The sequence below is a fragment of the Mucilaginibacter sp. P2_D11 genome (genome assembly GCF_056404435.1).
Window position 1 is genome coordinate 433,741 of record NZ_JBFUEA010000001.1, and the last position, 25,753, is coordinate 459,493.

General features: G+C 47.6%; 24 protein-coding genes. 8 read left to right on the forward strand and 16 right to left on the reverse strand.

The window, feature by feature from the left end; translation table 11 throughout:
* Positions 1 to 233 precede the first annotated feature (233 nt).
* Positions 234 to 2,624 (forward strand): T9SS type B sorting domain-containing protein, encoded by a 2,391-nt coding sequence (locus tag AC1DXC_RS01790; protein ID WP_477457409.1) that lies wholly within the window; start codon positions 234 to 236, stop codon positions 2,622 to 2,624.
* Positions 2,625 to 2,636: 12 nt separating this feature from the next.
* Here the strand turns inward: AC1DXC_RS01790 and AC1DXC_RS01795 are convergent, their stop codons facing one another.
* The 5 genes from AC1DXC_RS01795 to AC1DXC_RS01815 form a co-directional block, all read right to left on the reverse strand.
* Entirely contained in the window at positions 2,637 to 3,419 is a 783-nt protein-coding gene (locus AC1DXC_RS01795) for a TerC family protein (protein ID WP_477457410.1), read from the reverse strand.
* Between the two features lie 106 nt (positions 3,420 to 3,525).
* Positions 3,526 to 4,503: a 6-phosphofructokinase gene (pfkA, locus tag AC1DXC_RS01800; protein ID WP_477457411.1), complete on the reverse strand. Its 978-nt coding sequence runs from the start codon at positions 4,501 to 4,503 to the stop codon at positions 3,526 to 3,528.
* 174 nt (positions 4,504 to 4,677) lie between these two features.
* Positions 4,678 to 6,402: a protein-disulfide reductase DsbD family protein gene (locus AC1DXC_RS01805; protein WP_477457412.1), complete on the reverse strand. Its 1,725-nt coding sequence runs from the start codon at positions 6,400 to 6,402 to the stop codon at positions 4,678 to 4,680.
* A gap of 20 nt (positions 6,403 to 6,422) precedes the next feature.
* Positions 6,423 to 6,875 carry a protein-disulfide reductase DsbD domain-containing protein gene (locus tag AC1DXC_RS01810; protein ID WP_477457413.1) on the reverse strand — a complete coding sequence of 151 codons (453 nt, stop codon included), beginning with the start codon at positions 6,873 to 6,875 and terminating at the stop codon, positions 6,423 to 6,425.
* Positions 6,872 to 7,603, reverse strand: coding sequence for a biotin--[acetyl-CoA-carboxylase] ligase (locus AC1DXC_RS01815; RefSeq protein WP_477457414.1), 732 nt, complete (start codon positions 7,601 to 7,603; stop codon positions 6,872 to 6,874). Before AC1DXC_RS01815 ends, AC1DXC_RS01810 begins: the two co-directional genes overlap by 4 nt.
* Before the next feature lie 92 nt (positions 7,604 to 7,695).
* On the opposite strand from AC1DXC_RS01815, the gene rsfS reads away from it, so the two are divergent.
* From rsfS to AC1DXC_RS01830, 3 genes are all read left to right on the forward strand, one after another.
* Positions 7,696 to 8,070: a ribosome silencing factor gene (rsfS, locus tag AC1DXC_RS01820; protein ID WP_477457415.1), complete on the forward strand. Its 375-nt coding sequence runs from the start codon at positions 7,696 to 7,698 to the stop codon at positions 8,068 to 8,070.
* Positions 8,071 to 8,131: 61 nt separating this feature from the next.
* Positions 8,132 to 10,237, forward strand: a complete 2,106-nt coding sequence (gene ftsH / locus AC1DXC_RS01825; RefSeq protein WP_477457416.1) for an ATP-dependent zinc metalloprotease FtsH — start codon at positions 8,132 to 8,134, stop codon at positions 10,235 to 10,237.
* An 84-nt stretch (positions 10,238 to 10,321) separates the two neighbouring features.
* Positions 10,322 to 10,960, forward strand: a complete 639-nt coding sequence (locus AC1DXC_RS01830) for a LutC/YkgG family protein (protein ID WP_477457417.1) — start codon at positions 10,322 to 10,324, stop codon at positions 10,958 to 10,960.
* A gap of 39 nt (positions 10,961 to 10,999) precedes the next feature.
* Here AC1DXC_RS01830 and AC1DXC_RS01835 read toward each other — a convergent pair whose 3' ends face one another.
* The 7 genes from AC1DXC_RS01835 to AC1DXC_RS01865 all read right to left on the reverse strand — a co-directional run bounded on the left by AC1DXC_RS01835 (position 11,000) and on the right by AC1DXC_RS01865 (position 16,199).
* On the reverse strand, positions 11,000 to 12,142 hold the full coding sequence (locus AC1DXC_RS01835; RefSeq protein ID WP_477457418.1) for an acyltransferase family protein: 1,143 nt from the start codon (positions 12,140 to 12,142) through the stop codon (positions 11,000 to 11,002).
* Positions 12,143 to 12,144: 2 nt separating this feature from the next.
* Positions 12,145 to 13,842, reverse strand: a complete 1,698-nt coding sequence (locus AC1DXC_RS01840) for a sodium:solute symporter family protein (protein WP_477457419.1) — start codon at positions 13,840 to 13,842, stop codon at positions 12,145 to 12,147.
* A gap of 108 nt (positions 13,843 to 13,950) precedes the next feature.
* Positions 13,951 to 14,139, reverse strand: a complete 189-nt coding sequence (locus tag AC1DXC_RS01845; RefSeq protein WP_477457420.1) for a hypothetical protein — start codon at positions 14,137 to 14,139, stop codon at positions 13,951 to 13,953.
* A gap of 120 nt (positions 14,140 to 14,259) precedes the next feature.
* Complete coding sequence (locus AC1DXC_RS01850) at positions 14,260 to 14,772, reverse strand: hypothetical protein (RefSeq protein ID WP_477457421.1); 513 nt, start codon at positions 14,770 to 14,772, stop codon at positions 14,260 to 14,262.
* A gap of 250 nt (positions 14,773 to 15,022) precedes the next feature.
* The gene (locus tag AC1DXC_RS01855; protein WP_477457422.1) at positions 15,023 to 15,286 is read right to left on the reverse strand and encodes a hypothetical protein; all 264 of its coding nucleotides are present in this window, start codon (positions 15,284 to 15,286) and stop codon (positions 15,023 to 15,025) included.
* A gap of 56 nt (positions 15,287 to 15,342) precedes the next feature.
* Positions 15,343 to 15,618, reverse strand: a complete 276-nt coding sequence (locus AC1DXC_RS01860; protein ID WP_477457423.1) for a hypothetical protein — start codon at positions 15,616 to 15,618, stop codon at positions 15,343 to 15,345.
* Between the two features lie 2 nt (positions 15,619 to 15,620).
* A complete protein-coding gene (locus AC1DXC_RS01865; RefSeq protein WP_477457424.1) occupies positions 15,621 to 16,199 on the reverse strand; it encodes a sigma-70 family RNA polymerase sigma factor in 579 nt (192 codons plus the stop codon).
* 197 nt (positions 16,200 to 16,396) lie between these two features.
* Here AC1DXC_RS01865 and AC1DXC_RS01870 point away from each other — a divergent pair, with 197 nt between their 5' ends.
* Genes AC1DXC_RS01870 through AC1DXC_RS01880 form a run of 3 tightly spaced genes read left to right on the forward strand, consistent with a single transcriptional unit; the run spans position 16,397 to position 18,690 of the window.
* Positions 16,397 to 17,200, forward strand: coding sequence for a DUF1223 domain-containing protein (locus AC1DXC_RS01870; RefSeq protein ID WP_477457425.1), 804 nt, complete (start codon positions 16,397 to 16,399; stop codon positions 17,198 to 17,200).
* 22 nt (positions 17,201 to 17,222) lie between these two features.
* Positions 17,223 to 17,921, forward strand: a complete 699-nt coding sequence (locus AC1DXC_RS01875; protein ID WP_477457426.1) for a cytochrome b/b6 domain-containing protein — start codon at positions 17,223 to 17,225, stop codon at positions 17,919 to 17,921.
* A complete protein-coding gene (locus AC1DXC_RS01880; protein WP_477457427.1) occupies positions 17,911 to 18,690 on the forward strand; it encodes a molybdopterin-dependent oxidoreductase in 780 nt (259 codons plus the stop codon). The genes AC1DXC_RS01875 and AC1DXC_RS01880 overlap by 11 nt, the downstream gene beginning before the upstream one ends.
* Before the next feature lie 18 nt (positions 18,691 to 18,708).
* Here AC1DXC_RS01880 and AC1DXC_RS01885 read toward each other — a convergent pair whose 3' ends face one another.
* Entirely contained in the window at positions 18,709 to 20,520 is a 1,812-nt protein-coding gene (locus AC1DXC_RS01885) for a PAS domain S-box protein (RefSeq protein WP_477457428.1), read from the reverse strand.
* Positions 20,521 to 20,660: 140 nt separating this feature from the next.
* Between AC1DXC_RS01885 and AC1DXC_RS01890 the strand changes: the two genes are divergently transcribed.
* On the forward strand, positions 20,661 to 22,004 hold the full coding sequence (locus AC1DXC_RS01890) for an MFS transporter (protein ID WP_477457429.1): 1,344 nt from the start codon (positions 20,661 to 20,663) through the stop codon (positions 22,002 to 22,004).
* A 195-nt stretch (positions 22,005 to 22,199) separates the two neighbouring features.
* On the opposite strand, the gene AC1DXC_RS01895 is transcribed toward AC1DXC_RS01890, so the two are convergent.
* The 3 genes from AC1DXC_RS01895 to AC1DXC_RS01905 all read right to left on the reverse strand — a co-directional run bounded on the left by AC1DXC_RS01895 (position 22,200) and on the right by AC1DXC_RS01905 (position 25,677).
* On the reverse strand, positions 22,200 to 23,333 hold the full coding sequence (locus AC1DXC_RS01895) for an alpha/beta hydrolase fold domain-containing protein (RefSeq protein WP_477457430.1): 1,134 nt from the start codon (positions 23,331 to 23,333) through the stop codon (positions 22,200 to 22,202).
* Between the two features lie 155 nt (positions 23,334 to 23,488).
* A complete protein-coding gene (locus tag AC1DXC_RS01900; RefSeq protein ID WP_477457431.1) occupies positions 23,489 to 24,364 on the reverse strand; it encodes a TIM barrel protein in 876 nt (291 codons plus the stop codon).
* A gap of 80 nt (positions 24,365 to 24,444) precedes the next feature.
* Positions 24,445 to 25,677 (reverse strand): DEAD/DEAH box helicase, encoded by a 1,233-nt coding sequence (locus tag AC1DXC_RS01905; RefSeq protein ID WP_477457432.1) that lies wholly within the window; start codon positions 25,675 to 25,677, stop codon positions 24,445 to 24,447.
* Positions 25,678 to 25,753: the final 76 nt, after the last annotated feature.

Below are 25,753 nucleotides of genomic sequence, written 5' to 3' on the forward strand. Positions count from 1 at the left end.
ACCTGATGCACTATAGCGCTTACCGGCTTATTTTATTTTTCTGCTTGTGTTTAAGCTTCAATTGTGCTTTTGCCCAAGCACCCCGGTACAGTGTCACATATGCTGCGCCTCAACACAAAAAAACAATCAATTCAAGCGTTGCTGTAAACCAGGTTATAACAACTGTCCCTCCGCCCAATATCAGCTATCAAACGCCGCAGGTTTTTCTTATCAATGCGCCCATAACGCCAATTGTGCCGACTAACAGCGGCGGTGCCGTACCGGCCACTATTTATGGCCAGGTAAGTGACTATGCTTCGGGGTTTTCTACCGCTACCGGCGTAGCTGTAAATGCGGCAGGCGTTGTTTACGTGGCCGATTGGGGCAATAACCAGATTATCAAGGTAACCGCGCCGGGCGCGCAATCTGTTTTCGCCGGAAGCGGAGCCATTGGTACTGCTGATGGCCAGGGAACATTAGCATCTTTCAACACACCCGATGCATTGGCTACAGATGCCGCCGGCAATATATATGTGTCCGATCAGGCTAACAACATGATCAGGAAAATAACCCCCGGCGGGCTGGTATCTACTTTGGCGGGCAACCCTACACCCGGGGCAAATGATGGCACCGGGGCCGCCGCAAGCTTTAACAATCCCCGGGGTCTGACTGTTGATATTGCAGGAAATGTTTACGTTGCCGACCAGGCCAACAACCTCATACGCAAAATAACACCCGCAGGAGTAGTTACTACCTATGCCGGCGGGGGAACCCAAACCAATGGGCCCAGGCTATCTGTCTCATTTTCTACCCCAACCGCCGTGGAGGTCGACGCTGCGGGCAACCTGTATGTTTCCGACTCGTCTAATGGCGTTATCCGCAAGATAAACGCCGCCGGCGATGTAACAACTTTTGCAACAGGCTTTACTTTCCCCAGAGAACTTAGGATAGATGGAACCGGGAATTTATACGTTGCCGACCAAAATGAAGGCCGGATAAAGCGGGTGTCGCCGGCAGGTATCGTAACAATAATACCAGTGAGCGGAGACCCTAACGGACAGAACTTTTTTGGCTCTCCCATTGGAATAATGCTTGATGGACGCGGAAATTTATTTGTCGGCACAGCCGATCTCGCGAAAAAGCTAATCGTATCGGGCTATACTATTGACAAGGTGCTGCCGCCGGGCCTTGTTTTTGATGCCACTACGGGCATAGTTTCGGGCCAGCCTACAGCGCTTTGGCCTGCTACTGAATATACCATAACGGCTTACAATGGTGGCGGCAGCAGCACCACAACCTTAAGCATTGCGGTACAGGCTACCCCACCTTTAAAGCCTTCCATCATTACCCTTCCTTCGCAGCAGGATCCGCAATTAGATGCAAACAACAACTATGATCCGGGTGGAACAAGCACCAATACCGAAACGCCGATTGTTTACACCAGCAGCGATCCCGCTGTGGCCGTGCCTACAGCCAATGGCTTAATTCATTTAGTAGGGCCGGGCATTACTACTATAACAGCTAACCAGGTGGGTAACGCCAACTATTATCCAGCCAACGCGGTAAGCCAGCAACTTACGGTAGTAGAGCATTTGGAAGTTGATATGTCGCCTATTGCCGTTAAAACGGTTTGCGATGCCGATTTCGATACCGAAACATCCTCCTCAAATGCTGTTATACCCCTAACCTTTACCAGCAGTAACCCTGCAGTTGCTACGGTTTCTCCGGCTGGCAAGGTGCATATCATGGGCGTAGGGAACGCAGTCATCACTGTTTCTCAAAATGCAAACCCGCCCTTATACGTATCGGCCACGCCGGTATCGCGAACGCTAACGGTGGTAATGCCGCTGTTGCCATCTGTTAATATCTCGGCCAGCTATGCCTCGCCATGCGCAGGTGGCACCATAACTTTTACAGCCAGCGTACAAAATGGGGGTGCCCATCCAGGTTATCAATGGAAAGTAAACAACGCAAATGCAGGTACTAATAGCGATAGGCTGATCAGCACTTCGCTTAAAAAAGGCGATGTGGTTAGCTGTACCGTCACCAATACCGATGATAATTGCGTTGCCGGTTATCCGGTGCCTTCTAATGCGCTAACTGTAGATCTGGTAACGCCGCAAACACCCTCGGTAAGCATCGAGGCTTCGTTAAATTCGGTATTGGAGGGAACCACAATTACTTTTACGGCCACAGTGCAGGATGCAATTGGCGATGTTATTTACCAGTGGTATATCAATGGTAGCCCTGCGGGAGACAACAGCACGGTTTTCGCAAGCAATGATTTCACAAACGGCGATATCGTAACTTGTACGGCTACCCCTACAGCCATCTGCAGTACGCCGGCGCATAGCCAACCTATAACCGTTTATGTTGTAAAGCAGGTTACAGCGCCAAACACCTTTACACCAAACGACGATGGAACGAATGATGTATGGACCATCAGCGGCATTGCAAGCTACCCTAACTGCGTCGTAAATATTTATAATCGTTATGGCAGCCAGGTGTTCCAATCGCGTGGGTACCAAACCGCCTGGAACGGCACACGGAACGGCAAGGCTTTGCCGGCCTCCACCTATTATTACGTAATCTATCTTGGTTTCAAAAACCAAATGCTCAGCGGATACGTCACCATCTTAAGGTAAACCGGCTTAGCTTTATTTCTTAGCCGTTGCTTTGGCCGCCTTTGCTGCATTTGCCGTACGCTTTCCCTTCATCTTCAGGTTCAGCATCTCTACCAGTACCGAGAAAGCCATAGCGAAGTAGATGTACCCCTTCGGGATATGCTGCTCCAAAGCTTCGGCTATCAACGATACGCCTATCAGCAGCAGGAAGGAGAGTGCCAGCATTTTCACCGTAGGATGTTTATTTACGAATGCCGCCACGCCGCCCGATGCCCACATCATAATGCCCACGGCTATTACCACGGCGGCTATCATAATCTCTACATGGCTGGCCATGCCTACTGCCGTAATTACAGAATCGAGCGAGAACACGATATCCAGCAGCATAATCTGGAAGATGGTGGCCCAAAACGATTTGGGTTTTACTTTGCCGGCGTCGTCTTCTTCGCCCTCTATTTTATGGTGTATTTCGGCCGTGCTTTTGTAGATGAGGAACATCCCGCCGATGAGGAGTATCAGATCGCGGCCCGAGATGGCCAGTTTCTCTACCCATTCAGGGTCGGTAACACCAATCAAATCCGAAAGGTTAAACCACGGCTTGGTAAGTTTCATTACATACGTAATTGATAGCAGCAGCAAAACGCGGGTTATCATGGCCCCGGCCAAACCCAGTTTGCGCCCGCGTGCCTGTTGGTTTTTGGGCAACTTGTCCGACAGGATAGAGATGAATATCACGTTATCAATACCGAGTACGATTTCCAGTACAGTCAGCGTTATGAGGGATACCCAGGCTTCCGGGTCGGTAAATATTTCCATGGGGTAATTTTTTGTATGCGCACTAAAATAATAAACCCCTGCCTAATGCGGCAAGGGTTTTGCAAAAAACGCTATAAATAGCGCTTTTGTTTTCATTTTTAGCGGCTTAAATCGATAATATCTCTACTATCTTCAAAAAGTTGGCATTTATTTCTACGTGATGTTTACAGGCGTGCTCAAACGGCGTATAGGAGATTTCGTTGTGAACGATGCCGATCATCTCGTTGCGGTGCCCGTCGCGCAGGGCCTCAACAGCGGCAACACCCACGCGGCTTGCTAAAACCCGATCCATACAAGAGGGCTTACCGCCACGCTGTATGTGGCCCAAAATAGATACGCGGGTATCGTAATTCGGGAATTTTTCTTTTACCTGGCGGCCTATCTCAAATACGCCACCCGGGTCTTCGCCTTCGGCTACCATCACAATTTTTGATGATTTATCCTTACGCCCGTTCTCTAAGCGCTCCATCAAGGCATTGATATCCCTGTTGGTTTCGGGGATGATGATGGCTTCCGCGCCCGATGCGATGCCGGTGCGCAAGGCAATCAGCCCGCTATCGCGGCCCATTACCTCTACTATGAAAAGCCTGTCATGCGATTCCGCCGTGTCGCGTATCTTATCCACCGCATCAATTACGGTATTAATGGCGGTATCGTAACCGATGGTAAAATCGGTGCCGTTAAGGTCGTTATCTATAGTACCGGGAAGGCCAACAACCGGCATATCGTATTCGCTGCCAAATATGCGTGCGCCGGTAAAGGTACCATCGCCGCCGATTGCGACAAGGCCTTGTATGCCGTGATTCATCAACTGGTCGTAAGCCAGGCGGCGGCCGTCGGCGGTTTTGAACTGTTCGCTGCGGGCAGTTTTAAGGATGGTGCCGCCACGTTGTATAATGTTGGCAACAGATTTTCCGTCCATCGGGAAAAATTCGCCGTTTATCATGCCTTCGTAACCGCGGCGTATGCCAATTACTTCGATATTATAGTATTTGGCGGTACGTACTACCGCGCGGATAGCAGCATTCATTCCCGGCGCGTCGCCGCCCGATGTAAAGAGTCCTATTTTTTTAATCTGCGTCATTTTGTCTCAGAGGGAAACGCCCTATATCCTGTATAAGTGTGTTTGCATGGCTTTGAGGCGGCGTAAATAGTGTTAGCTATACACTGCTCCCCAAAATCACGGCGAATTTACACTTTTTCGGCGAGAATGAATGCTATAAAAGGCGATGAGCTTATATTGATTTAAATGGCGGGCTTATTTGGCAGCTTTGTAAGCGGCAAGGCCACTGGCAAGGTATGCTTTAAAGGTTTCTATATCGCTTGCCCCCTGTGGCTGCACAAGCGATTCGCCTTTTTCATTAACGATTACATAAAACGGTTGCGCGTTAGAGTTGTATTTGGATATCTCATAATCCAGCATCTTACCGCCAATAGTAGTAATGTTTTTGCCCGTCACTGTGGATTTATACTGCTCCGCAGCGGGCAGATCTGTCTTTTCGTCTATGACCATTTGAAGCATCACAAAATCGTTTTGCAAACTCTTCAAAATTGCAGGGTCTGGAAAAACTTCCTGCTCCATTTTGCGGCAATTAACACAGTTCCAGCCTGTAAAGTCAATCAATATGGGTTTATGCAGTTGTTTAGCAACCTCAATGGCCTGGTCGTAATCGTACCATTCCTCTAATCCTTTCACTTTCGGCAGGCGCTTAAAAAGCTCCTCGTATTTTTTTACTTTGATGGTGGTAGTGTTGGCCGGGGCCGCTGCAGTTGGGCTGCCGCCTGCAGATAAATCAAAATCCTGGGTGCTTAGCGGGGGAAGCAGCGCGCTGATGGATTTTAGTGGTGCGCCCCATAAACCCGGTATCATGTAAACGGTAAAGGCAAATGCCGCCATGGCAAAAAAGGTGCGTGTTACCGTGAGGTGTTTAATATCGCTATCATGCGCGAATTTTATTTTGCCAATCAGATATAAGGACAACAAAACCCCAATGGCTATCCATATAGATAAAACAACCTCGCGGTCTATCAGGTTCCAATGATAAGCGAGATCTACATTCGATAAAAATTTAAGCGCAAAGGCAATCTCTATAAAGCCCAAAACCACTTTTACGCTATTAAGCCAACCGCCTGATTTTGGCAGGCTTTTAAGCAAGGATGGGAACATGGCGAAAATGGTGAACGGCAACGCAATTGCTAACGAAAAGCCCGACATCACAATTATTGGAGCAAGCCTTTCACCCTTGGTGAAGGCACTTGCCAATACCCCGCCAATAGCCGGACCTGTGCATGAAAATGACACCACCACCAGGGTAGATGCCATAAAAAATATGCCTGCAAGCCCCCCTTTATCGGAGTTTTGATCAAGTTTGTTTGCCAATGAACTCGGTAGGGTTATCTCAAAAGCACCCAGGAACGATACGCCGAATACCACCAACATTAAAAAGAAAAAGAAGTTAAAAATGCCGTTGGTAGCCAGCGCATTTAAAGCGGCCGGACCAAAAACCAACGTAATAAGCAAGCCGAAAAAAACATAAATAAAAATAATGGATAGCCCATATAGAACCGACTGCCATATTGCGTTGGCCCGGGTGCCCCCTTTTTTTGTAAAGAAACTAACGGTGAGTGGCAACATTGGATAAACGCATGGCAGTAAAAAGGCTGCAAATCCCCCGAGGAAACCTATTACAAAAAGCTGCCAAAGCGATTTCGGGGCTTTTGCTGCTGCCGCTGCTTTCGCCGCTGCCTGCACCTTTGCAACCGAATCCGTCTTTGCTCTCGCTACCGAATCGGCTTTCTTGCGGATAGCTATGCTGTCTGCAGCGGTAGGTATGGCAGTAAATTGCAAATCGGAAGGCGCGCCTGCATCTGCCTTTTGGAATGCTTTTGCGCTGTTTGGCGCAAGAACAGCAAAGGTGAGTATAGCCGCAAGGAACAATATAAGGTTGCGCAGCTTGCTGCCACGGGTGTTAGTAGGGGTCATCAGCTATCCGGCGTTAAATATTATTTACCTAAAGGGATAGAGAATGCAACTTCATCGGGCGGCAGGCATTTCACGTTGTTGCAAACCATAAACTCTACCTTGCCATTAACCGCGCTGGCCTTGGCCGATTTTAGTTTTATCTTCTGGCTAAACACAACTTCTTTTTCAAAATAGCCTACGTTCATCTTAAAAACGTCTTCGTATTTGGTTATCGGTTTTGGCTCCAGGGCTTTGCCTACCGGCGCGTAATCTTTTGATGGAGTAAAGGTAAACGATGTTTTAATCGGGCCGCCATCCTTAACCGTTTGCGAATAAATGTGCCAGCCACTTTGGATACTCGCTTTCAAATAAACGATGGCTTCTGTTGCGCTTACTTTTTTTGCGGCATATGACCACTTCACCGGCGATTCTATCTGGGCCTTTGCGCCCACAGCCATTATCAATGCTGCTATTACTAAAAATACTTTCTTCATGTTATTTTATTCAAAAACGTAATTTCCTTTAAATCGTATATGTTTTCTTCGCTATTTTTCAATACCACTAGCAGGCCGGTTTCGGTAACGTTGATGATAGTACCCCGGAACGGCTTTTCATTAGATGCAAAATCGGCCTCTTCGTTTAACCGATATAGTCGGCCCAGGTACGTATTCCTTACTACATCAATCTTTCCGGCCCTCAATTGCAGGTACCAGCCTTCTATATGGCTGCAAATTTGGGATAATATCTCCTTTAAATCATAATCCCTATGTAATATCTGCCGTAATGATATGGCACTCCCGGCGCTTTCGGGATAATCATCCTGGTTTATGTTGAGGCCTATGCCAATTACCGAGTGGCGTATTTGTCCGCCCTGTATCATATTTTCAATTAGCATACCGCCCAGCTTGCGGTTGCCCACGTAGATATCGTTGGGCCATTTAATCTTGAGGGCACTGCCCAGTAAAGGGTGCAAGGCATCGTAAATCCCTATGCTAACGGCTCTTGTGAGGTCGAATTGCCTGGTTGGCGATAAAAAAGCAGGGTTCAGCAATAGGCTGAAGGTTAGGTTTTTGCCCGGCTGGGCATGCCATGTGTTTTGGTGCTGCCCGCGGCCCGCGTATTGGCTTTCTGCCATAATGACCGTACCTTCGGGTACTGGCTTGGAATTTGACAGGATATTTTTGAGGAAATTATTGGTGGAGTCAACTTCTTTTAGTGTCACTAAATTTTGTCCAACAAATAATCCTGAAATTATGTTATTTTGCAACGTATAATAATTTATAAACCCCAATCGTTCAAAACTAATTCTTTTTGATGGTAAAAAGTAAAGTGATAAATGAATCCACCTACATTTCTGAACTGGCCATACACGGCATGCAGGAAAAGAAGGGGAATGAACTGGTGAGGCTCGACCTCCGGAACATCAAAAGCTCGGTAGCAGATTATTTTGTGATTTGCCACGCCGATTCTGCCACACAGGTAAAAGCAATAGCAAACAGCGTTGAGGAGGAAATTTATAAAGCCACGCAGCAGGACCCCTGGCGCAAGGAAGGGCTGCAACATGGCGAATGGATACTGCTGGATTATGTTGATGTTGTGATACACATCTTCCGCACCGATAAGCGCGAGTATTATGGTGTTGAAGATTTATGGGGCGATGCTGAAATTAAAAGCTATAAAAGCGCTTAAGTAAGGCTCGACAAAAAATGCCCTTTTTAATGATTTATTATTGATAGATGAGCTTGTAAAAATGGAAAACGATAAAAAGGCCGATGGCCAGAAACCGATAAGGAAAATACCGAATAAAAAGATTACGCCTAAACCGCCAAAATTCAACCTGATGTGGTTGTACGCTATAGCCCTCATAGGCATAGTGATAGTGCCAACCCTAATAGGTGGCAACAGCGGCAAAGCAATCAACTTTCAGCGTTTTGCCAACAGCATGCTTAAAAAGCGCGACGTTGAGAAAGTAAGTGCTTACAAAAACGGCGATTTGATCGTGGCCGAGGTTTACATTAAAGCAGACAGCCTTAATAAACCTGAATATAAAGATGCCAACAAAAACACCGGCACGTTAAAGGTAAATTCCGACGGACCACAGTACTACTTTACCGATGCTTCTTACGAAAGTCTTAAAGCCTCTATAGCCGCGGCTGATAAAAGCGTAAACGATGGACAGGTAACCTCTATAGAATACCAGCAAAGCAAAGAAAACCTGCTGAGCAACTGGTTGGTGCAATGCATCATTATGGCGGTATTGCTGGTGGGCGTTTGGTTATTCATTATGCGCCGCATGGGAAGCGGCGGTGGCGGTGGCCCCGGTGGTCAGATATTCAACATAGGTAAATCAAAAGCTACGCTGTTTGATAAAGAGGCTCAGGTATCGGTAACGTTTAATGATGTTGCCGGTTTGGAAGAAGCCAAGCAAGAGGTTATGGAAATTGTAGATTTCCTTAAAAACCCTAAAAAATACACTAACCTGGGCGGTAAGATACCAAAAGGCGCATTGCTGGTAGGATCTCCGGGTACAGGTAAAACCCTGTTGGCTAAAGCCGTTGCAGGCGAGGCGCAGGTGCCATTCTTCTCGCTTTCGGGTTCCGATTTCGTGGAGATGTTTGTGGGTGTGGGTGCATCGCGTGTTCGCGATTTGTTCCGCCAGGCTAAAGATAAGGCGCCTTGTATCATCTTTATTGATGAGATTGACGCTATTGGCCGTGCACGTGGTAAAAACAATATTGTAGGTGGTAACGATGAGCGCGAAAACACGCTTAACCAGTTATTGGTGGAGATGGATGGTTTCGGTACCGATAGCGGTATCATCATATTAGCTGCTACCAACCGCCCGGATGTGCTGGACTCTGCATTAATGCGCCCGGGACGTTTTGACAGGCAGGTATCTATTGATAAACCCGATTTGATTGGCCGTGAGCAGATATTTAAGGTTCACTTAAAGCCTATCAAACTATCTGAAGGCGTAGATGCCAAGAAACTATCTGCACAAACCCCGGGTTTTGCAGGTGCCGAAATTGCCAATGTTTGTAACGAGGCTGCCCTGATTGCTGCCCGTAAGAACAAAGAAGCAGTAGATATGCTGGATTTCCAGGACGCGATAGACCGTGTAATTGGTGGTTTAGAAAAGAAGAACAAAATCATCTCTCCCGAAGAAAAACGCGTGGTTGCTTACCACGAAGCAGGCCATGCTATAGCAGGCTGGTTTTTGGAACATACCGATCCGCTGGTTAAGGTAACCATCGTTCCGCGTGGCGTGGCTGCATTGGGTTACGCCCAGTACCTGCCAAACGAACGCTTTTTGGTAGCCAAAGAAGAACTGATTGACGACATGACCCTATCGATGGGTGGCCGCGTTGCCGAAGACATTGTTTTTGGCAAGGTAACAACTGGTGCCCTGAGCGATTTGGAACGCATTACCCGCCTGGCTTACGGCATGGTGAAAATATATGGTATGAACGATAAGGTAGGTAATCTGTCGTTTTACGATCCGCAAGGCGAGAACCAGTTTATCAAGCCTTATTCTGATGCCACGGCCGAGTTGATAGATGCCGAGGTACGTGTATTGGTGGATGTGGTTTACGCCCGCACCAAAGAGCTGCTGATCAAACACCGCGAGGGCTTAGAGGCTGTAGCGCTGAAACTATTGGAGAAAGAAGTGCTGTTCCAGTCGGATTTGGAAGATATATTAGGCAAGCGCCCGTTTGAACATCGTACAGCGTACGATAAATTCGTTAACGGTGAGCCTACCCTGATACCGGATAACAACGCCATCCCGGATAGCCTGATAAACCCCGAACTTTCGAGGATTGAAGGAACCGAGGAAGACCCGATAGGCAAGGATTAATATTTAAAAAGTCTGAAGTCGTAAGTCTAAAGTCCTGAAATTAGGAACGGCTTACGACTTTTTACTTTATACTAAAGGCTTAACATGAGGGATATTACTACATCGAAAGAAAAGCTGCTGAAGAAAGTGCGCAAGGCGCTTTTAGAGAAGCGCGATAATCCCTACCCCTCTCTGGAAGACCTGCCGATGTACCCGCCCGATGACGAACTGCTGGAAGTGGTTTTTGCGGAGCAATTTACCGCCGTTAGCGGCCAGTTCGTTTTCTGCGAAGACGAGGTACAATTTATAGAAAACCTGCTGGAACTTGCCGAAGAGCGTAAATGGCACAAGATATACTGCTGGGAACCCGCCCTGCAGCAGGTGCTCAATACCTACGAGTATCCTTTTTTTGAAACCGATAAAGATTTTGAACAGGCCGAAGTTGGCTTTACGCTTTGCGAGGCATTGATAGCCCGCAATGGCAGCATTATGCTCTCCAACGCAAATGCAGCTGGCCGCAGGCTAAGCATTTACCCGCCGGTACACATCGTGCTGGCTTATACCTCGCAACTGGTAATGGACCTTAAAGACGGCTTCAAGCTGATCAAAGAAAAATATGCCGACCGCATCCCATCGATGATAACCACCGTAACCGGCCCCAGCCGCACTGCCGATATCGAGAAGACATTGGTTTTAGGTGCCCACGGGCCAAAAGAGCTTTTTGTTTTCCTGCTGGACGGTTAATCTTTTTGTTTCCCACTCAAGTTATCTACTTCAAGACGCTTAGGCTGGCACAGCGATAGGTTGAAGCTTTGGCTTTAGTACCCTGTCGCGCATCCTCAAAAATGGTTTTTCTACTATAACATGCAATAGTATGGCACCTATCGCCACAACGGTAAAGCATATCAGCATAGCCAGGTTGCTATTAGGGTTGATGCCGTAAGGTGCAAGCAACTTTTGGGTTAAAGGCATCAGCCCTTTGTGCGATAGGTAGAGGCTATAAGATAGCGTTGCGATTTTTTCGGTAATGGCAGAACGGTGCTTGAACAAGATGCTCGCCGGGTGCACTGCCGCCATCACGATTAGGCCGTAGCCAATAGCTACCAGTGGGAAGCCAAAAAGCGGGGCCAGTATTTTGCCTTCGTCTTTGGAAACAAAATAGGCTGCTATCAGCACCGTCATACCTGCTAGTATTAACAAATTGGCAGCCTTTGCTATTTTGGGAATAATACCAGGCCGGTAGTGATACCATGCAGAGATCGCGATGCCCACCAATAACGGATCTAACCGGTTGTAGGTTGGGTAATAGATATAGGTTCGGTATAATGCACCCTGGGCATCGGTATCCAGATAAGGCACCAATCTTTGCCAGCTCACCCATCTTATCGCGAAGCCCAATATAAACACACCGGCAAGCAGCAGCATGCCCTTCTTCCCTGCCTTAAAATAAGCCAGCCCAAGTAGAACCACGGGCAGCACCAGGTAAAATTGCTCCTCTACGCAAAGCGACCAGGAGTGCGAAAATGTACCTTCTACACGGGTATCCATCCCAAAGTTTTTGGTGAAGGTAAGGAAACGCCAAAGCTGCGATAATGCCTCGCGCTCGTGGTAGGCGGGTATCAAAAAATACACCGCCACAATAAACAGGTAGGCCGGCAATATGCGGAAAGACCGTTTGATGAAGTACGTTTTGAGCGATATGCTGTCGGTTTTGCCCAGTTCGGCAAACAGGTGCGAGGAGATGAGGTATCCGCTCAGCACGAAAAACAGGTCTACGCCCGTCCATCCGAAGGGAGCAATGTTGCCGACCCAATCCGGGTGGCCAAACAGGCGGTAATGGTATATCAGCACATAACAAATAGCGAATGCCCGCAGATGGTCTAGTCCGTAAAGTTTTTTATTCGCCGATACGGCTGTTGCTTGCATGCTTAATTAATTGCGGGTTGCCGGGGTTTGATAAAGGTATTTAAAATTGCCGCAATTATAATCACTGCAAAACAGCCTATTGGGTTTAGCCAAAGGTAGGCTACCGTTTCTTTGTAACCCATATAAAGGATAATCAGCTCGGTAAGTACCGCCGCGATAAATACAGGTGTTGCCCTTATGCTTTTCAAGTAAAAGGCAACAACAAATACACCCAGCACGGTGCCGTAAATGTAAGAGCCCAATTGGTTCACAGCTTCGAGCAGATTGCCAATTTTGCTGGCGTAAAGGGCCATGCCGATGCATACCACACCCCAGAAAACGGTGGCCAGGCGCGACGCGTTCACATAGCTTTTATCTGATGCGTTGGGGTTAATGATGCGCTTGTAAAAATCAACCGCAGTGGTGGATGCCAGCGAGTTTAACCCGCTGGCCGTAGAACCCATGGATGCCAAAAATATCACGGCGATGAGCAGCCCTATCAAGCCTTTAGGCAAATATTGCGTAACAAAGGTGAGGAATACGTAGTTGGTATCATCGGTATTAGCCTTATCGTTGCTTTTTTTGATAACGGCGATGGCATCGGCACGTATTTGTCCGGCTTGTTTATTAAGGCTGCTTAGCTCGGCTTTTGCCCTGGCAACCTGCTCCGGATTATTAGTATCCAGTGCTTTGGACAGGTTATCCACCTTAAGCCGCCGCTCGTCGAAGGTTTTATTATACTGCGCTTCCAGTTGGTTAAACTGCGGGGCATAGCTGCTTTTCTTTACCTGCTCTACCTCGTAATTGTTGAAGAACACAGGTGGGCGGTTAAACTGGTAAAAACTGAACACCAACACGCCCAACAGCAGGATAAGGAACTGCATAGGTATCTTGAGCATGCCGTTCATGATGAGGCCGAGGCGGCTATGCTCTACCGAGCAGCCCGTGAGGTAGCGGCCCACTTGGCTTTGGTCGGTACCGAAGTAGGCCAGCTGCAAAAAGAACCCACCTATAATACCGCTCCACACATTGTAGCGGCTTTTTGGGTCGAAGTGCCAGTCGATAACGTTCATGCGGCCCAGGTTGCCCGCCAGCTTGACGGATTTGAGGAAGCCGATATCTGAGGGCATCAGCAACACTACGAACAACCCTGCCAGGAACATCCCCGAGAAAATGATGGTCATCTGCAGCAGTTGCGTGTACGATACCGCCTTGCTGCCGCCATAAACGGTGTAGAACAGCACCAACCCGCCAATGAACAGGGTAGTATAGGTAATATTGATATGCAATATACCTGATAGGATGATGGAGGGTGCATAAATGGTGATGCCCGTAGAAAGCCCGCGCTGTATCAAAAACAACAGGGAAGTAAGGGCACGGGTCTTAAGGTCGAACCGGGTTTCTAAAAACTCGTAGGCGGTATAAACCTTTAATTTATGAAAGATGGGTACGAAGGTTACGCACAGCACAATCATGGCCAGCGGTAGCCCGAAGTAGAACTGCACGAAGCGCATGCCATCGCCATAGGCTTGCCCGGGGGCAGACAGGAATGTAATTGCACTGGCCTGTGTGGCCATTACCGATAGCCCTACATGGTACCATGGCAACGAGCGGCTGCCCAGGTATTGCCCTATATCTTTATTGCTACCGCTTTTAAAAACACCGTAAGCAACAATGGCAAGCAGTGTGCAGCCAAGAACTATCCAATCGGTTAAGCTCATTCAAAAGAGCGGGTAATAAGCCAGAATATAGAAATCAAAAAAACCAGCCATACAAGCACGATGCCGTAAAACTGGTTCCAGTTTCGTATAAATGAAGGGAGGCTGCTATCAGACCTCTTCACGGCCTTTTACCAAAAACTTAATGAATACAGCAGCAGTAAGCAAGCCGAAAATGGCGCCTACGGGTATCCATATAAAGCCCCTATCTATAATTGCGCCTACAAAAGCACCGCTGATCAATGCTACCAGGTAAAATACGTAATCAAAGTTTTTTTCTTCTTCGTTGTGATGCGACATAGTATTGGTATGTTATATATTCAGGTGCAAAAATATATTATTAAAGCGTTGCTGCCTAATTTTTAGTATGGTGGGGTGAAAATAATTGACGAGGCTGTTACCCGCAGATTTGATTCATCATTACTGCACCTGCCCCACAATAATCTTATCCAGGTTATGCAGGTAGCGGCGGCCGGTTTTAAAATCAGCGGCGGAGGTCATCTGGATGCTCTCGGGCATCCTATCTATTGCGATGCCGTTTTTCTCCATAATGATGTACACATGCTCGCCAACACTGGTGTTGTAAAGCTCGTTCCAGGAATACACTACTTTATAGCCATCTATGCCCGTACATACAAAATAAAAGCGGCTGAGCAATTTGGGGCTGGTGGTTTTAAATTTAGTGTGCGATAATACATCCTTCAGCAAAACGCCTTTTAGCTGATCGTCTTTATGTTTAAATGCACCGGTATGGTCGGTTACGTTGATGTCGCCTATTTCGCCTATTTTATATTGCTTCAACGAATCCAGGGTGATTACTGATGCTTTCTCCACTTCGCCTGTAATGGCAAATTGCAGGGTTTGCCGCGTTTTGTCCTGGGCAAGCGCATAGTTAGCATAAATAAACAGGAGGATAGTAAGTAATTTCTTCATGGCTGAGTTACAAAGCCGCTAAGGCTAATAGCAGGCAAATTAGTAAAATAAAAAGAGGATAGAAGAGTCTCTTTGAAAAGCCGATTGAATATCGAACCCCAGATGCCCAATTTCGAATAACGAAGTTATACTTCGGCGTTGGGCATTCGATGTTCGAAATTTCTTCCAAAAAAAGTGGGGGCTACACGCCCCCATCCTTCAAAACAAAAACAACCTCCCAATCATTTATTGCTTTTTCTTTTGGCCATGGTTACATTTTTGATGCAGTATCTTTCATCACTTTGGTATCCATTTTGCCCATCTTGTTTTTAGCAGGCTTCATTTTATCCATTTTCTTTTTGTCCATCATGGCGGGCTTTTTCATCATAGGCTTTTTCATTTTGCCCGTGTCGGCTGCTGCCTCCATAGAATGGCCGGGAGCTACTGCGGCATGTGCGTTTACGATAGGGCTGCATAAAGCCAATACGCCCGATAATACGATTGTTGCTAAAAGCGATGTTTTTTGAATTTTCATGGTTTAATTTACTTTTCCCTCTTTGTCGGCACCGGCAACTAACCCTTACAACATTTTTAATTTTTGTTTATCTGGTGGTCAATACGTTCTTGCAGGCCGGCTTTAAAATCATCAGCTAAGCGCACGCCCTGCGGCTGCTGTGATTTTAGCAAATCGCCAATCATCTCGCTTATTTTGGCGCTCTGCTTTACGTATAGCCGACAGGCCGCGCAGCCATAGAGGTGTATGCGCAGGGCTATACTTTCCCTGAATGTTATCTTTCCCTCCAGCCGCTTATCGGTTAGGTAGGTTGCCCTGCTGCAGTTGTATATTATAGCTTTTAGTGGGTTCATATTCAGATCCAGTTTTTTTGAAGGCAAGCCCTCAGGTTAAGTTTTGCACGGTGTATAATTACCCAATAGTTGGCTGCGCTTATCTTCAGTTCGGCGCAAACGGTGTCGGTAGGTTCTTCATCCAGGTGTTTCATGGTAAAAACAGATAGCCAAAGGGCGGGCAATTTTTCCATGCACATCTTTAGTATGTTGTTGAATTCTTTTCCCTCCAGCGGGTCGTAATCCTCTATGCCGAATGGCTGCGGGGCATGCTGCTCTTTCCAATGCCCGTCGGCCGCATCGAAAAAATCCACCACCTCGCCTTCGGCGTGCGTCAGTTCCTGCGTGCGCAAGCCGGATGAGCGCTTTCGGTACACATCTATAATCTTGTTCTTCAGGATGGCGGTTAGCCAGGTGCGTTCGCTGCTTTTACCGGCAAAGCGGCCCATAGCCTGCAAGCCTGCTAAAAAAGTTTCCTGTACCAAATCCTGCGCCTGTTCCTCATCGTTGATGCGGGTAATGGCGTACATATACAAATAATCGGCATAAGCTTTAACCCAGTTTTTTGGGTCGAGCTGATGGCTTGCGGGAGGTGTTGTCATTTCAGCTGTTTTATAAACAATTGCTTTGTCGTTAGGTTATGTAAAACCTTACAGCGAAATTTGCATTAATCCCTTGATTTTTTCGCCGCTGGTTTAGGTATCTAAAATAAACAACAATAAGCCATGTTATTATTTTTATTTATGTGTAAGGATATATCCGTAAGTGCTACTAAGCAGGTAAAAATACACCAGTTGTCATGAAAACAATCAAGATATTATCTACTGCCATCATCCTGCTTGCCGCTGCTTTTGCGTCGGCAGCATTCAGGGGCGCGAAGCCGAGTATGGCAAAGGCAAAGCCGCTTGCAGAAAGCAAGGGCTTTGCAGTAGTAGAGCTGTTTACCTCAGAAGGTTGCAGCAGTTGCCCGCCTGCTGATGCTGCAATAGCCAAAATAGAAAAAGAAAGCGCGGGCAAGCCAATTTATATTTTGGCCTACCATGTAGATTATTGGAATCGCCTCGGCTGGAAAGACGTATTCAGCAGTGCGGAGTTCTCGCACAGGCAAAACGTTTATGCCCATTGGCTAAATATCAGCCAGGTTTATACCCCGCAGGCTATAGTGAATGGCCGTACGGAGTTCGTAGGTTCGGAGGAGGGTAAGTTGCGTAAGGCCATAAGTACAGGCTTAACAACGGCTGCAAAATCAACGCTATCTTTAGAGGACCTGAAAATCGCCGGTGGTAAGGCAAGTCTTAAATACCGTACCGAAGGCGGCGGCGCAAATACTGCCTTAGTGCTGGCCCTGGTTGAGAAGAACGCAACTACCACCGTAAAAGCCGGGGAAAATAGTGGCCGCACCTTAGCCCACGTGCAAATAGTTGTTAAATTGCAGCAGATTGCCCTCAAAGGAGATAAAAGCGGAACTGCCGACATTGAATTGCCTAAAAACTTCACGGCACAAAATTTTGAAGTAATTGCCTTTGTGCAGGATACGCAACACGGTGGGATATTGGCTGCACAGCGCGCCGCGTTTCAGGCAACAATGACTGCCAGCAATTAAACTTTAGCAAGCCTCCCAAGCAATGAAAACCATAAAAGAAAAACACTCCCTGCTTATGCGCTGGACCCACTGGGTAAATTTCCCGGTGCTAACCATTATGATATGGAGCGGCGCGCTTATCTACTGGGGAAACGACGAATACAGCATCACCTTGTTTGGGCATACGTATTTCAAATTCTTCCCGCAGGGGTTTTATGATGCCCTGCATATTGAAGCCCGTTTGCGCGAGGGCATGGCCTTCCACTTTTTGTTTATGTGGTTTTTTGCGCTGAATGGACTTGTTTACGTGCTTTATACCATCATCTCCGGTGCCTGGCGCGAGCTGCTGCCCCAGCGCAATTCATTCAAAGAGGCCTGGCTGGTGTTGCTGCACGATCTGCACATCCGTAAGATGGCCCCGCCGCAAAACAAATACAACGCTGCACAGCGCATTGCCTATACAGCCATCATCGTGATGGGTTTTGGTTCGCTGGTTACCGGGCTGGCTATTTATAAGCCCGTTCAGTTTGCCACCATTACCTGGTTATGCGGCGGCTACCACTCGGCCCGCATCATCCATTTTATACTCACTATTGGTTACGTGCTTTTCTTCCTGATACATATCATCCAGGTAATATTAGCCGGATGGAACAACTTCAGAGCTGTTGTAGCCGGCTTCGAGGTAGTTAACGAGCCGCAACCCGATCCCAAAACCCAAAGCCCTGCCGAAGATGGAAAATAACAAGATGCCTAAAAAGGAGCTTACCGTGCAGCAAAAGATAAACCGCCGCAGTTTTATCTCTTTCGGCGTATTCGGGCTGATGGCTGCGGCGGCCTACAAAGGCTGGAGCTGGTTATACAACGCAGCACCCGAAACTGCCGGGATAACCGCCGGGGCCAGGGCGCCTTTGCGCCGGGCATTGAACCAAACCGAGTTGGCATTCCGCAGATTTTTCGACAAAAATCACCTGGTGAAAACCTACCCCAAATCAATGGCTGCCAAAAATGTGCGCTACAACAGCGATATAGGCATTGAGGGCCATTTCGATATAGCGGCCTGGGCACTGCAGGTGAACAAATACAACGGCGAGGTGATACAAATCACTATGGACCAGATAAAGGCCCTCCCCAAAACCGAGATTGTGTTCGATTTTAAATGTGTGGAAGGCTGGGACCAGATACAATACTGGGGCGGGTTAAAAATGATTGATTTTATCGAACACTTCGGCCTGGCACAGGATGCCACAATGGCCTATATGGGCTTGATGACGCCCGATAAGGCTTACCAGGTTGGGCTGGATATGCCAAGCGCCATACATCCCCAAACCATTTTAGCTTACGAAATGAACGGCCAGCCCGTCCCCATGAACCACGGTGCGCCGCTGCGGCTTATCATACCTGTAAAATATGGCATCAAAAACCTAAAACGCATCGGCAGCATAACCTTCAGCAACACCCGCCCGCCCGATTATTGGGCACGCCAGGGATATGATTATTATTCGGGATTGTAAATGTTAAGGCCTGGCACGTTAGTGAATTGTTTTGAGCCAATCGGCCGCTTCTTCTATCTTATCAAAGGTTTTATGTGTGATGTCGCCGGTGGATTTTTTTATGGTAAGATCCGCAGAAAGGCGGCTGAAGGTGCTTGGCGAGTACACCCATCCAATATATTTTAGCCCCGCTGCTTCGGCCAACGGAAACCATTCGTTTACCACCCAGTCTATCGCGTTATCCCAGGTGCCCAGCACGTTGGTATTGTCGTTTAATATTTTGCCGCAATTGTAGGCGGTGAGGGCCTCCAGCAATTGAATGCAGCCCGTTTTTACAGAATGCAAACTATGAAAGCCCCGCCAGTTGGCAATAATGCAGCCGGTAGCCTCATCGTGATCTATCTCTATCCCCTGGGTTTTAAATACCGAAGCATTTTTGCCCTTCACTTTAACATTAGAAAGGTGCGACAGCGGAAACCTCATGCTGAAAGTTGTGCCCTTGCCGGGTGTACTTTCTACCCAAAGGCTACCGTTGTGTTTATTTACCGCCTCAATAATTTTTAAAAAGCCCGAGCCTAGTTCTCGTGCTGCGCTTTTTTTGCTAAAGCTTAAAAATATCTTGTTTATTAGACGCTGATTTATCCCCTCCCCAAAATCCTTTACAGACAATACCAGGTTGTTATCGATGATCTGCCTGTCTATCACCACGCGGTTGGCTTTGGGCGAGAATTTTATGGCGTTTTTTATGAGGTTAGCAACGGCAACGGCAATACTTTTACGGTTGCCGTAATAAATAAAATCCGTTTTCTTTTTCAGGATGAGCTTATGCGATACGGTACCTGGCAGGTTGTGGGCAACTTCTGCTAAAAGCCCGTTCAACGAAAAGTCTCCCATCTCGTACTCCGAGTCGCCCCGCTCATCTTTATAATTTGTTTTGATATTTACCCTCTTAACAATTTCATCGAGCTCTGTGGCACAATCTCTGATGAGTTTTAATGTGTGCGCTATTTCATCGGGCGCTAAAAGGCCATCGTTAAACAGGCTGGTTAAACCCAATAAACTGGCTATGGGCTTGCGGATATAGTGTGAATTTAAAAACGACACTTCCGACATCTGCTCGATTTTTTCGAGCAATCTCTCTTCCATCCGCTGCTTGCTGGTAATATCGTTTATAGTTACTATGATACCATCTGCCACGGGATATATATCAATACTGAACCAACGCTGCACCGGCCAAAAGTATTCGGTAAACTGCACCCCCTCCAGTTTTTGCATTGCCCACTCGTAATGATGGTAAAAATCAGAACCTTTTAGTTCGGGGAATACATCCCACAAATTGCGGCCTTTTACATATTCGCGCTTATAGCCTATTAGTCTTTCAGATGCCTTGTTCCAATAAATTATCCGCGATTGGTAATCCAGCTGAAAAAAGCCGATTTTGGTTTCCTCTAAAATTTGTTCCAGCTTATGCTCGGTAAAATCCAGCCGCCCCAGGATTTCTTTTTTTTCGTCGATGTTTTGGGCAACCACAAGCCGCGCATTAACGCCTTTGTAAATAAACGGGTACGACATGATCTCCACATTCAATATCCGTCCGTTTTTGGCAACATGCTTAAACTCGCGGTACCTGGTTTTAGTGCCCCTGATATCTGGCAGTACTTTAATCACCAGCGGAATATCTTCCGGCAGGCGCAAATCCATAATGGTTTTACTAAGGAATTCTTTTTTTGTAAAGCCATAACGTTTTATTGCGGCATTATTTACCTCAAGTATCCTAAGCGAGTCTACATCAAACACCCACATGGGCTGGGTTCCCGAATAAAATAAAATGTCGAACTTTTCTGCGCTCATCAAGCCTGGTTTAGATGGGGTTTATCAAATATCGTGACTAAGCCTTTGTAAAATACAAACAAAATAACGAAAGGTGTGCATGTAAGGCCCATCCGTTTACGTTTTTAATTCCGCTTATATTTTGCATATTGCGGGTTAAGATGCCGCCTGCGAAACTGCCCCTTTCTAAACAGATAGCCTATGCCTGCGGGATGATAGGCTGGAGCACCATGACCAATATCATCATCGTGATGCTGCCCTACTTTTACCTGCCGCCAAACAACGCGGGCCTGAAGCCGCTGATACCGCAATTGCTGGTATTCGGTGTATTCAATATCCTTTCGCTCATCACCGCATCAGGCCGGCTTATCGATGCTTTTTTCGACCCATTTATTGCCTCGTTGAGCGATAAAAGCAATAACAAGCGTGGCCGGCGCATACCATATATGAAATGGGCCATTTTACCTGCCGTGGTTTTTTGCGGGCTTACGTTTTATCCGTGGTCCATGTCGCTCAATGTGAATAACGCCTGGTGGCTTACCGTAGCGCTGGTTTGCTTTTTTATGGGTGCCACGGCTTATATCATACCCTACAACGCCTTGCTGCCCGAACTCACCAGCACAGGCACCGAAAGGGTGAAGCTATCCTCGTTGCAGCAGGTGGGCTTTGTTATCGGCATCATACTATCGGCGCTGGTAAACAACTTTGCCGACCTGGTGCAGCGCTGGGCACACGTGGCCAATCGCGATACCGCCGTGCAATACACTATATGGGGCCTGGCGTTCTTCTCGGGATTGGTGATGCTGGTGCCTGTGCTGGCCATAAAAGAAAAGCGCTACAGCAGCAGCACGCCTTCGCACCTGGCCTTATGGCCGGCAATCCTCAAAACGTTCGAGAACCGTAATTTCAAATATTACCTCATATCCGATTTTTCGTATTACATGGCGCTCAGCATCATTTCCAGCGGGTTGCTGTACTTCATTACCGTGCTGCTCAACCTCAATAAATCGATGGGCGGCTTGCTGATGGGTACCATGGTGCTTACCTCGCTGGTGTTTTATCCATTGGTAAATTACCTCTCGAAAAAAATCGGCAAGAAACCTATCGTGCTGTTCTCGTTTGGATTGCTCAGCCTGATTTTCGTAGCGATATTTTTCCTGGGCAAGGTGCCGTTTAGCCCGAAGGTGCAGATATATACGCTGGTGCTCAGCGCATCGTTCCCGCTGGCCTCATTGGGAATTTTACCCAACGCCATCCTCGCGGAGATTGCCCAGAACGACGCCAAACGCACGGGCGAAAACCGCGAAGGAATGTTTTTTGCCGTAAAATATTTGTTTGTGAAACTTGGGCAAACGCTCGGCATTGCTCTATTCGCCTTCCTCACCGTGTACGGAATAGATCCGGGTAACGACTTCGGGCTGCGCCTCAATGGCATTTGCGGCTGCGTGCTTTGCCTGCTGGCCATCGTTTTCTTCAGCCGGTTTAGGGAGCAGAGGGGGAAGTAGGTTTTAGTAGCAGTGGCGGTTGCAGTAGCAGAACGTTATAATGCCCCGAGTGCTACTGCTACTTAAAACAGCAACTTCCGCAGTAACTCACATTATTCGGCCTTGAGTACACCTGATGCATCACGTTGATGTTATAGGAAATGCCCGTAGCCCATGCCGGCAATGCCGATGCCGATGATGGCCGTTTTGTGCACATTATTTGGTTACCGTGTTGATGAAACGCTCCACCACATAGGTCGATAACTGTCCGCCAGGGCCATACAGGTTATAATCGAAACCATGGGTTGCCCAGGGCAGCTTCAGCAAAAAATGCGGGATGTTATTTTCCGTAAGCTTTTTATCCAGCCTGCGGCTGTGCTCGGGCGAAACCAGCACGTCGTTTTCGCCGTGTAACAGCAGAGTGGGCACGGTGCTTTTGTTGACGAACTCAATCGGCGAGCAGGCCACATATTTTTGCGGCGTGGCTGGGTAACTGCCGCCGATGTAGTTCTCCATCACCTTGCGCGAATCCATAATGAGCGGGTTAGAAGGGACGGAATAACCCCAAACCATGTCTGCCGGGCCATAAAAATCCACCACGCCTTTAAGTCCCGGCTCGGGATGGGTATATGCAGAAAGCAACGCAATTTGCGCACCCGCGGAACGGCCAAGCAATACGAACTTACTGGTATCGATATGCAATTCATCGGCATGTGCCTTCAGGTAAGTAAAAGCTTCTGCCACGTCCAGCACAGGCGCGGGCGTTTGGTGTTTGGGTGCAAGGCGGTAATCGATAGCGGCTACGTTGTAGCCTTGCAGGGCCAGGTAGCTGTTCAGTTCGGGCAGTTCGGAGTTATCGCCGCCGGCCCAGGAGCCGCCATGTACCGAAACGATGCAGGGTCTTTTGCCGCCAACTGCCGCCGGGTAAAAATGGAGGCTAAGCGGCACATCCTTATCTGTATTATAAACAAACGATTGGTGTTTTACCGCCGGCTTGGTCTTGAACAGTTTAAAGAAGCTGAACGGGGCCAGCGTGCTATCACCATCAATGCTGGCGCTGCCCGGGCCGAATGCCGCGATAAAGTCTTTTTTGAGCGATGCCGCCACAATGTATGAGCGAACGATGGGCGATATGAACAATAGCAACGCCATTACCCCGATTACAGTGGAGGCCAGTTGGTATTTCTGCAGCCAGATGCCCGCGATGAGTAATAAGGAGGCAATCCCTACAAACAAAAGCGGAAACTCGCTTACACCGATAGCCAATAGCCACAGATAATAGGCGGGGGCCCTAAAAACTGCCAGTAACGAAATGAGGAAGAGTACGATGATGATAATCAGCTTAATCATGCGCCTGTTTTATGGAATAAATAATGGTTCACTATCCACTTGTTGCCTTTCTTAAAGTTTTCTCCGTCGTAAAGAAGAGGGGGAATTAAAAAATCATCCCGCAAAAAAGCCGAACGCCTTCCGGGTTCGGCTTTATCATATTGTTAAACCTATCGTTATACCAGGTTCTTTTTAATATAGCTGTAGCTCTGGGTGATGCTGTTGAACGGATCGCCGGGGCAAATATCCTGCTCGTTGTAAAAGTATTGCAATCCGGCTTTGCCTGCGTGCTTGAATATGTCTTTGAATGGGATAACGCCATTACCTACCTCAGTAAACATTTGCTTAGGGGTATTATCCATATCCTTTACGTGCCACAGTGGAAAACGGCCCGGGTTTTCATTGAAGAGCTTGATTGGGTCTTGTTTGGCTTTGTATATCCAATAGATATCCATCTCCATTTTCACCAGGTCCTTGTCGGTGTTGTGCAGCAAGGTTTCGTATGGGAATTTGCCATCTTCTTGCTTAAATTCAAAATCGTGGTTGTGGTAGCAAAGCTGTATGCCTGCTTTTTTACAGATAGCGCCCGCCGTGTTCAATTTATCGGCAGTTAACTTGTAATGGTCCAGCGAGCCGCGTTCGCTATCGAGCAAATAGGCGCATACCATGTATTTCAGGCCAACGGCGGCGGCATCGTCAACAGCTTTTTGCCACTCGTTATCAATGGTGCCTTTTGTAGTCGGCATGCCTTCGCCCAACATATAGTGGCCGCTGGGCATAATCAAGCCGTTATCACTTAGTACCTGCTTAAATTCTTCGGGTTCCATACCGTAGAATTTTTGGGTGCCCGTATAGGTAGCACCTTCTACGCTATTGAAGCCAACTTTGGCCACTTTGGCTAAAGTACCCACCGGGTCTTTGGCCATGGCATCGCGCACGGTATAAAGTTGTACGCCGATATATTTTTTGTTGCGGGCAAAAAGGTTCGGAGCCATTAATAGCCCTGTACCCAATACCGCCGAGGTTTTGAGGAATGAACGTCTGGAAGTCATGGTATGGTATTTAATTGGTTTGTGTAAAAGTAAAGCATTAGCTATTACAAATCAAATAGACCATACATTTTTATTAAGGTTTAACCAGCAGCCGGGCGAGGCTTATTGCCTTTATAACGGCTTGGCCTGCGGTGTTGGTTTTTGCGGTCGTCGCCTGGTGGGCGGGGCGTGGCAACATGCTCAATGCCTTTCAGCTCTTCGGGTAATTCTTTTTGGGCTATCGGCCTGTCTATCAGCTGTTCTATGCTTTTCAGCCGCTTAAGGTCGCGGTCGTTCACAAAGGTAATGGCTGTCCCCGTAGTAGCAGCGCGGGCAGTACGGCCAATGCGGTGTACGTAGTCTTCAGCATCGCCGGGTACGTCATAATTGATAACCAGGTCTATGCCTTCTACGTCGATACCGCGCGACAGGGCATCTGTGCCGATGATAACCGGCAGTTGTTTGTTCTTGAAACGGAGCAGGATTTCCTCGCGCTCGTTCTGCTGCAGGTCTGAATGGAAGGCAGATACGTCTAGCCGCGCCTGTTTCAATTCTTTAGCAAGCGCTTTTACGATTTCCTTGCGGGATGCGAAAATGATGGAGCTTAGGTAGCCACCATCCTTCAACAAAGCTTTCAGCAAAGGTGTTTTCTGCCCGTCGTGCACGCGGTAAACCTGTTGGTCTATCCCGGCAGCGGGTTGCGATATGGCTATGTTTATCTGCTGCGGATTGTTCAATATAGCCTTAGCCAGGTTGCGTATGCGGCCCGGCATGGTTGCCGAAAATAAAAGCGTTTGGCGTTTTTTGGGCAGGTAGCTAATGATACGCATGATATCGTCACTGAAACCCATGTCCAACATACGGTCGGCCTCATCAAGCACCAGGTGTGTGATATGGTTGAATTTAAGCACGCCCGATGTAAGGTGCGCTATTAAGCGGCCCGGCGTGGCTATGATAATGTTTACGCTGTTTTGTATGCCGCGGCGCTGCTGCTCGTAAGCCATGCCGTCGCCACCGCCAAATACGGCCTGAGAGCTGATGCCTGTGAAATAGGCAAGGCCCTCTACCTGCTGATCTATCTGCTGGGCAAGCTCGCGCGTGGGGGCAAGCACCAGGGCAGTAGTTTGGTGGGTATTGCTGTTAGCGATATGATTTAAAACCGGCAGCAAATAGGAAGCTGTTTTGCCTGTGCCTGTTTGCGCGCAAGCTATAAGGTCGTCGCCATTCATGATAACCGGTATGGTCATTTCCTGTATGGGGGTAGCCTTGGTGTAACCCATGCTCAATACGCCTTCTAATAATTGTTCGTTGAAATTGAAATCCTGGAAAGTCACTATATTCTGTAAGTAAATTACGCAAGGTAGGCATTTTGTTTTTAAAAAGGGTTAAATAGCATAAAACCAAGTATAA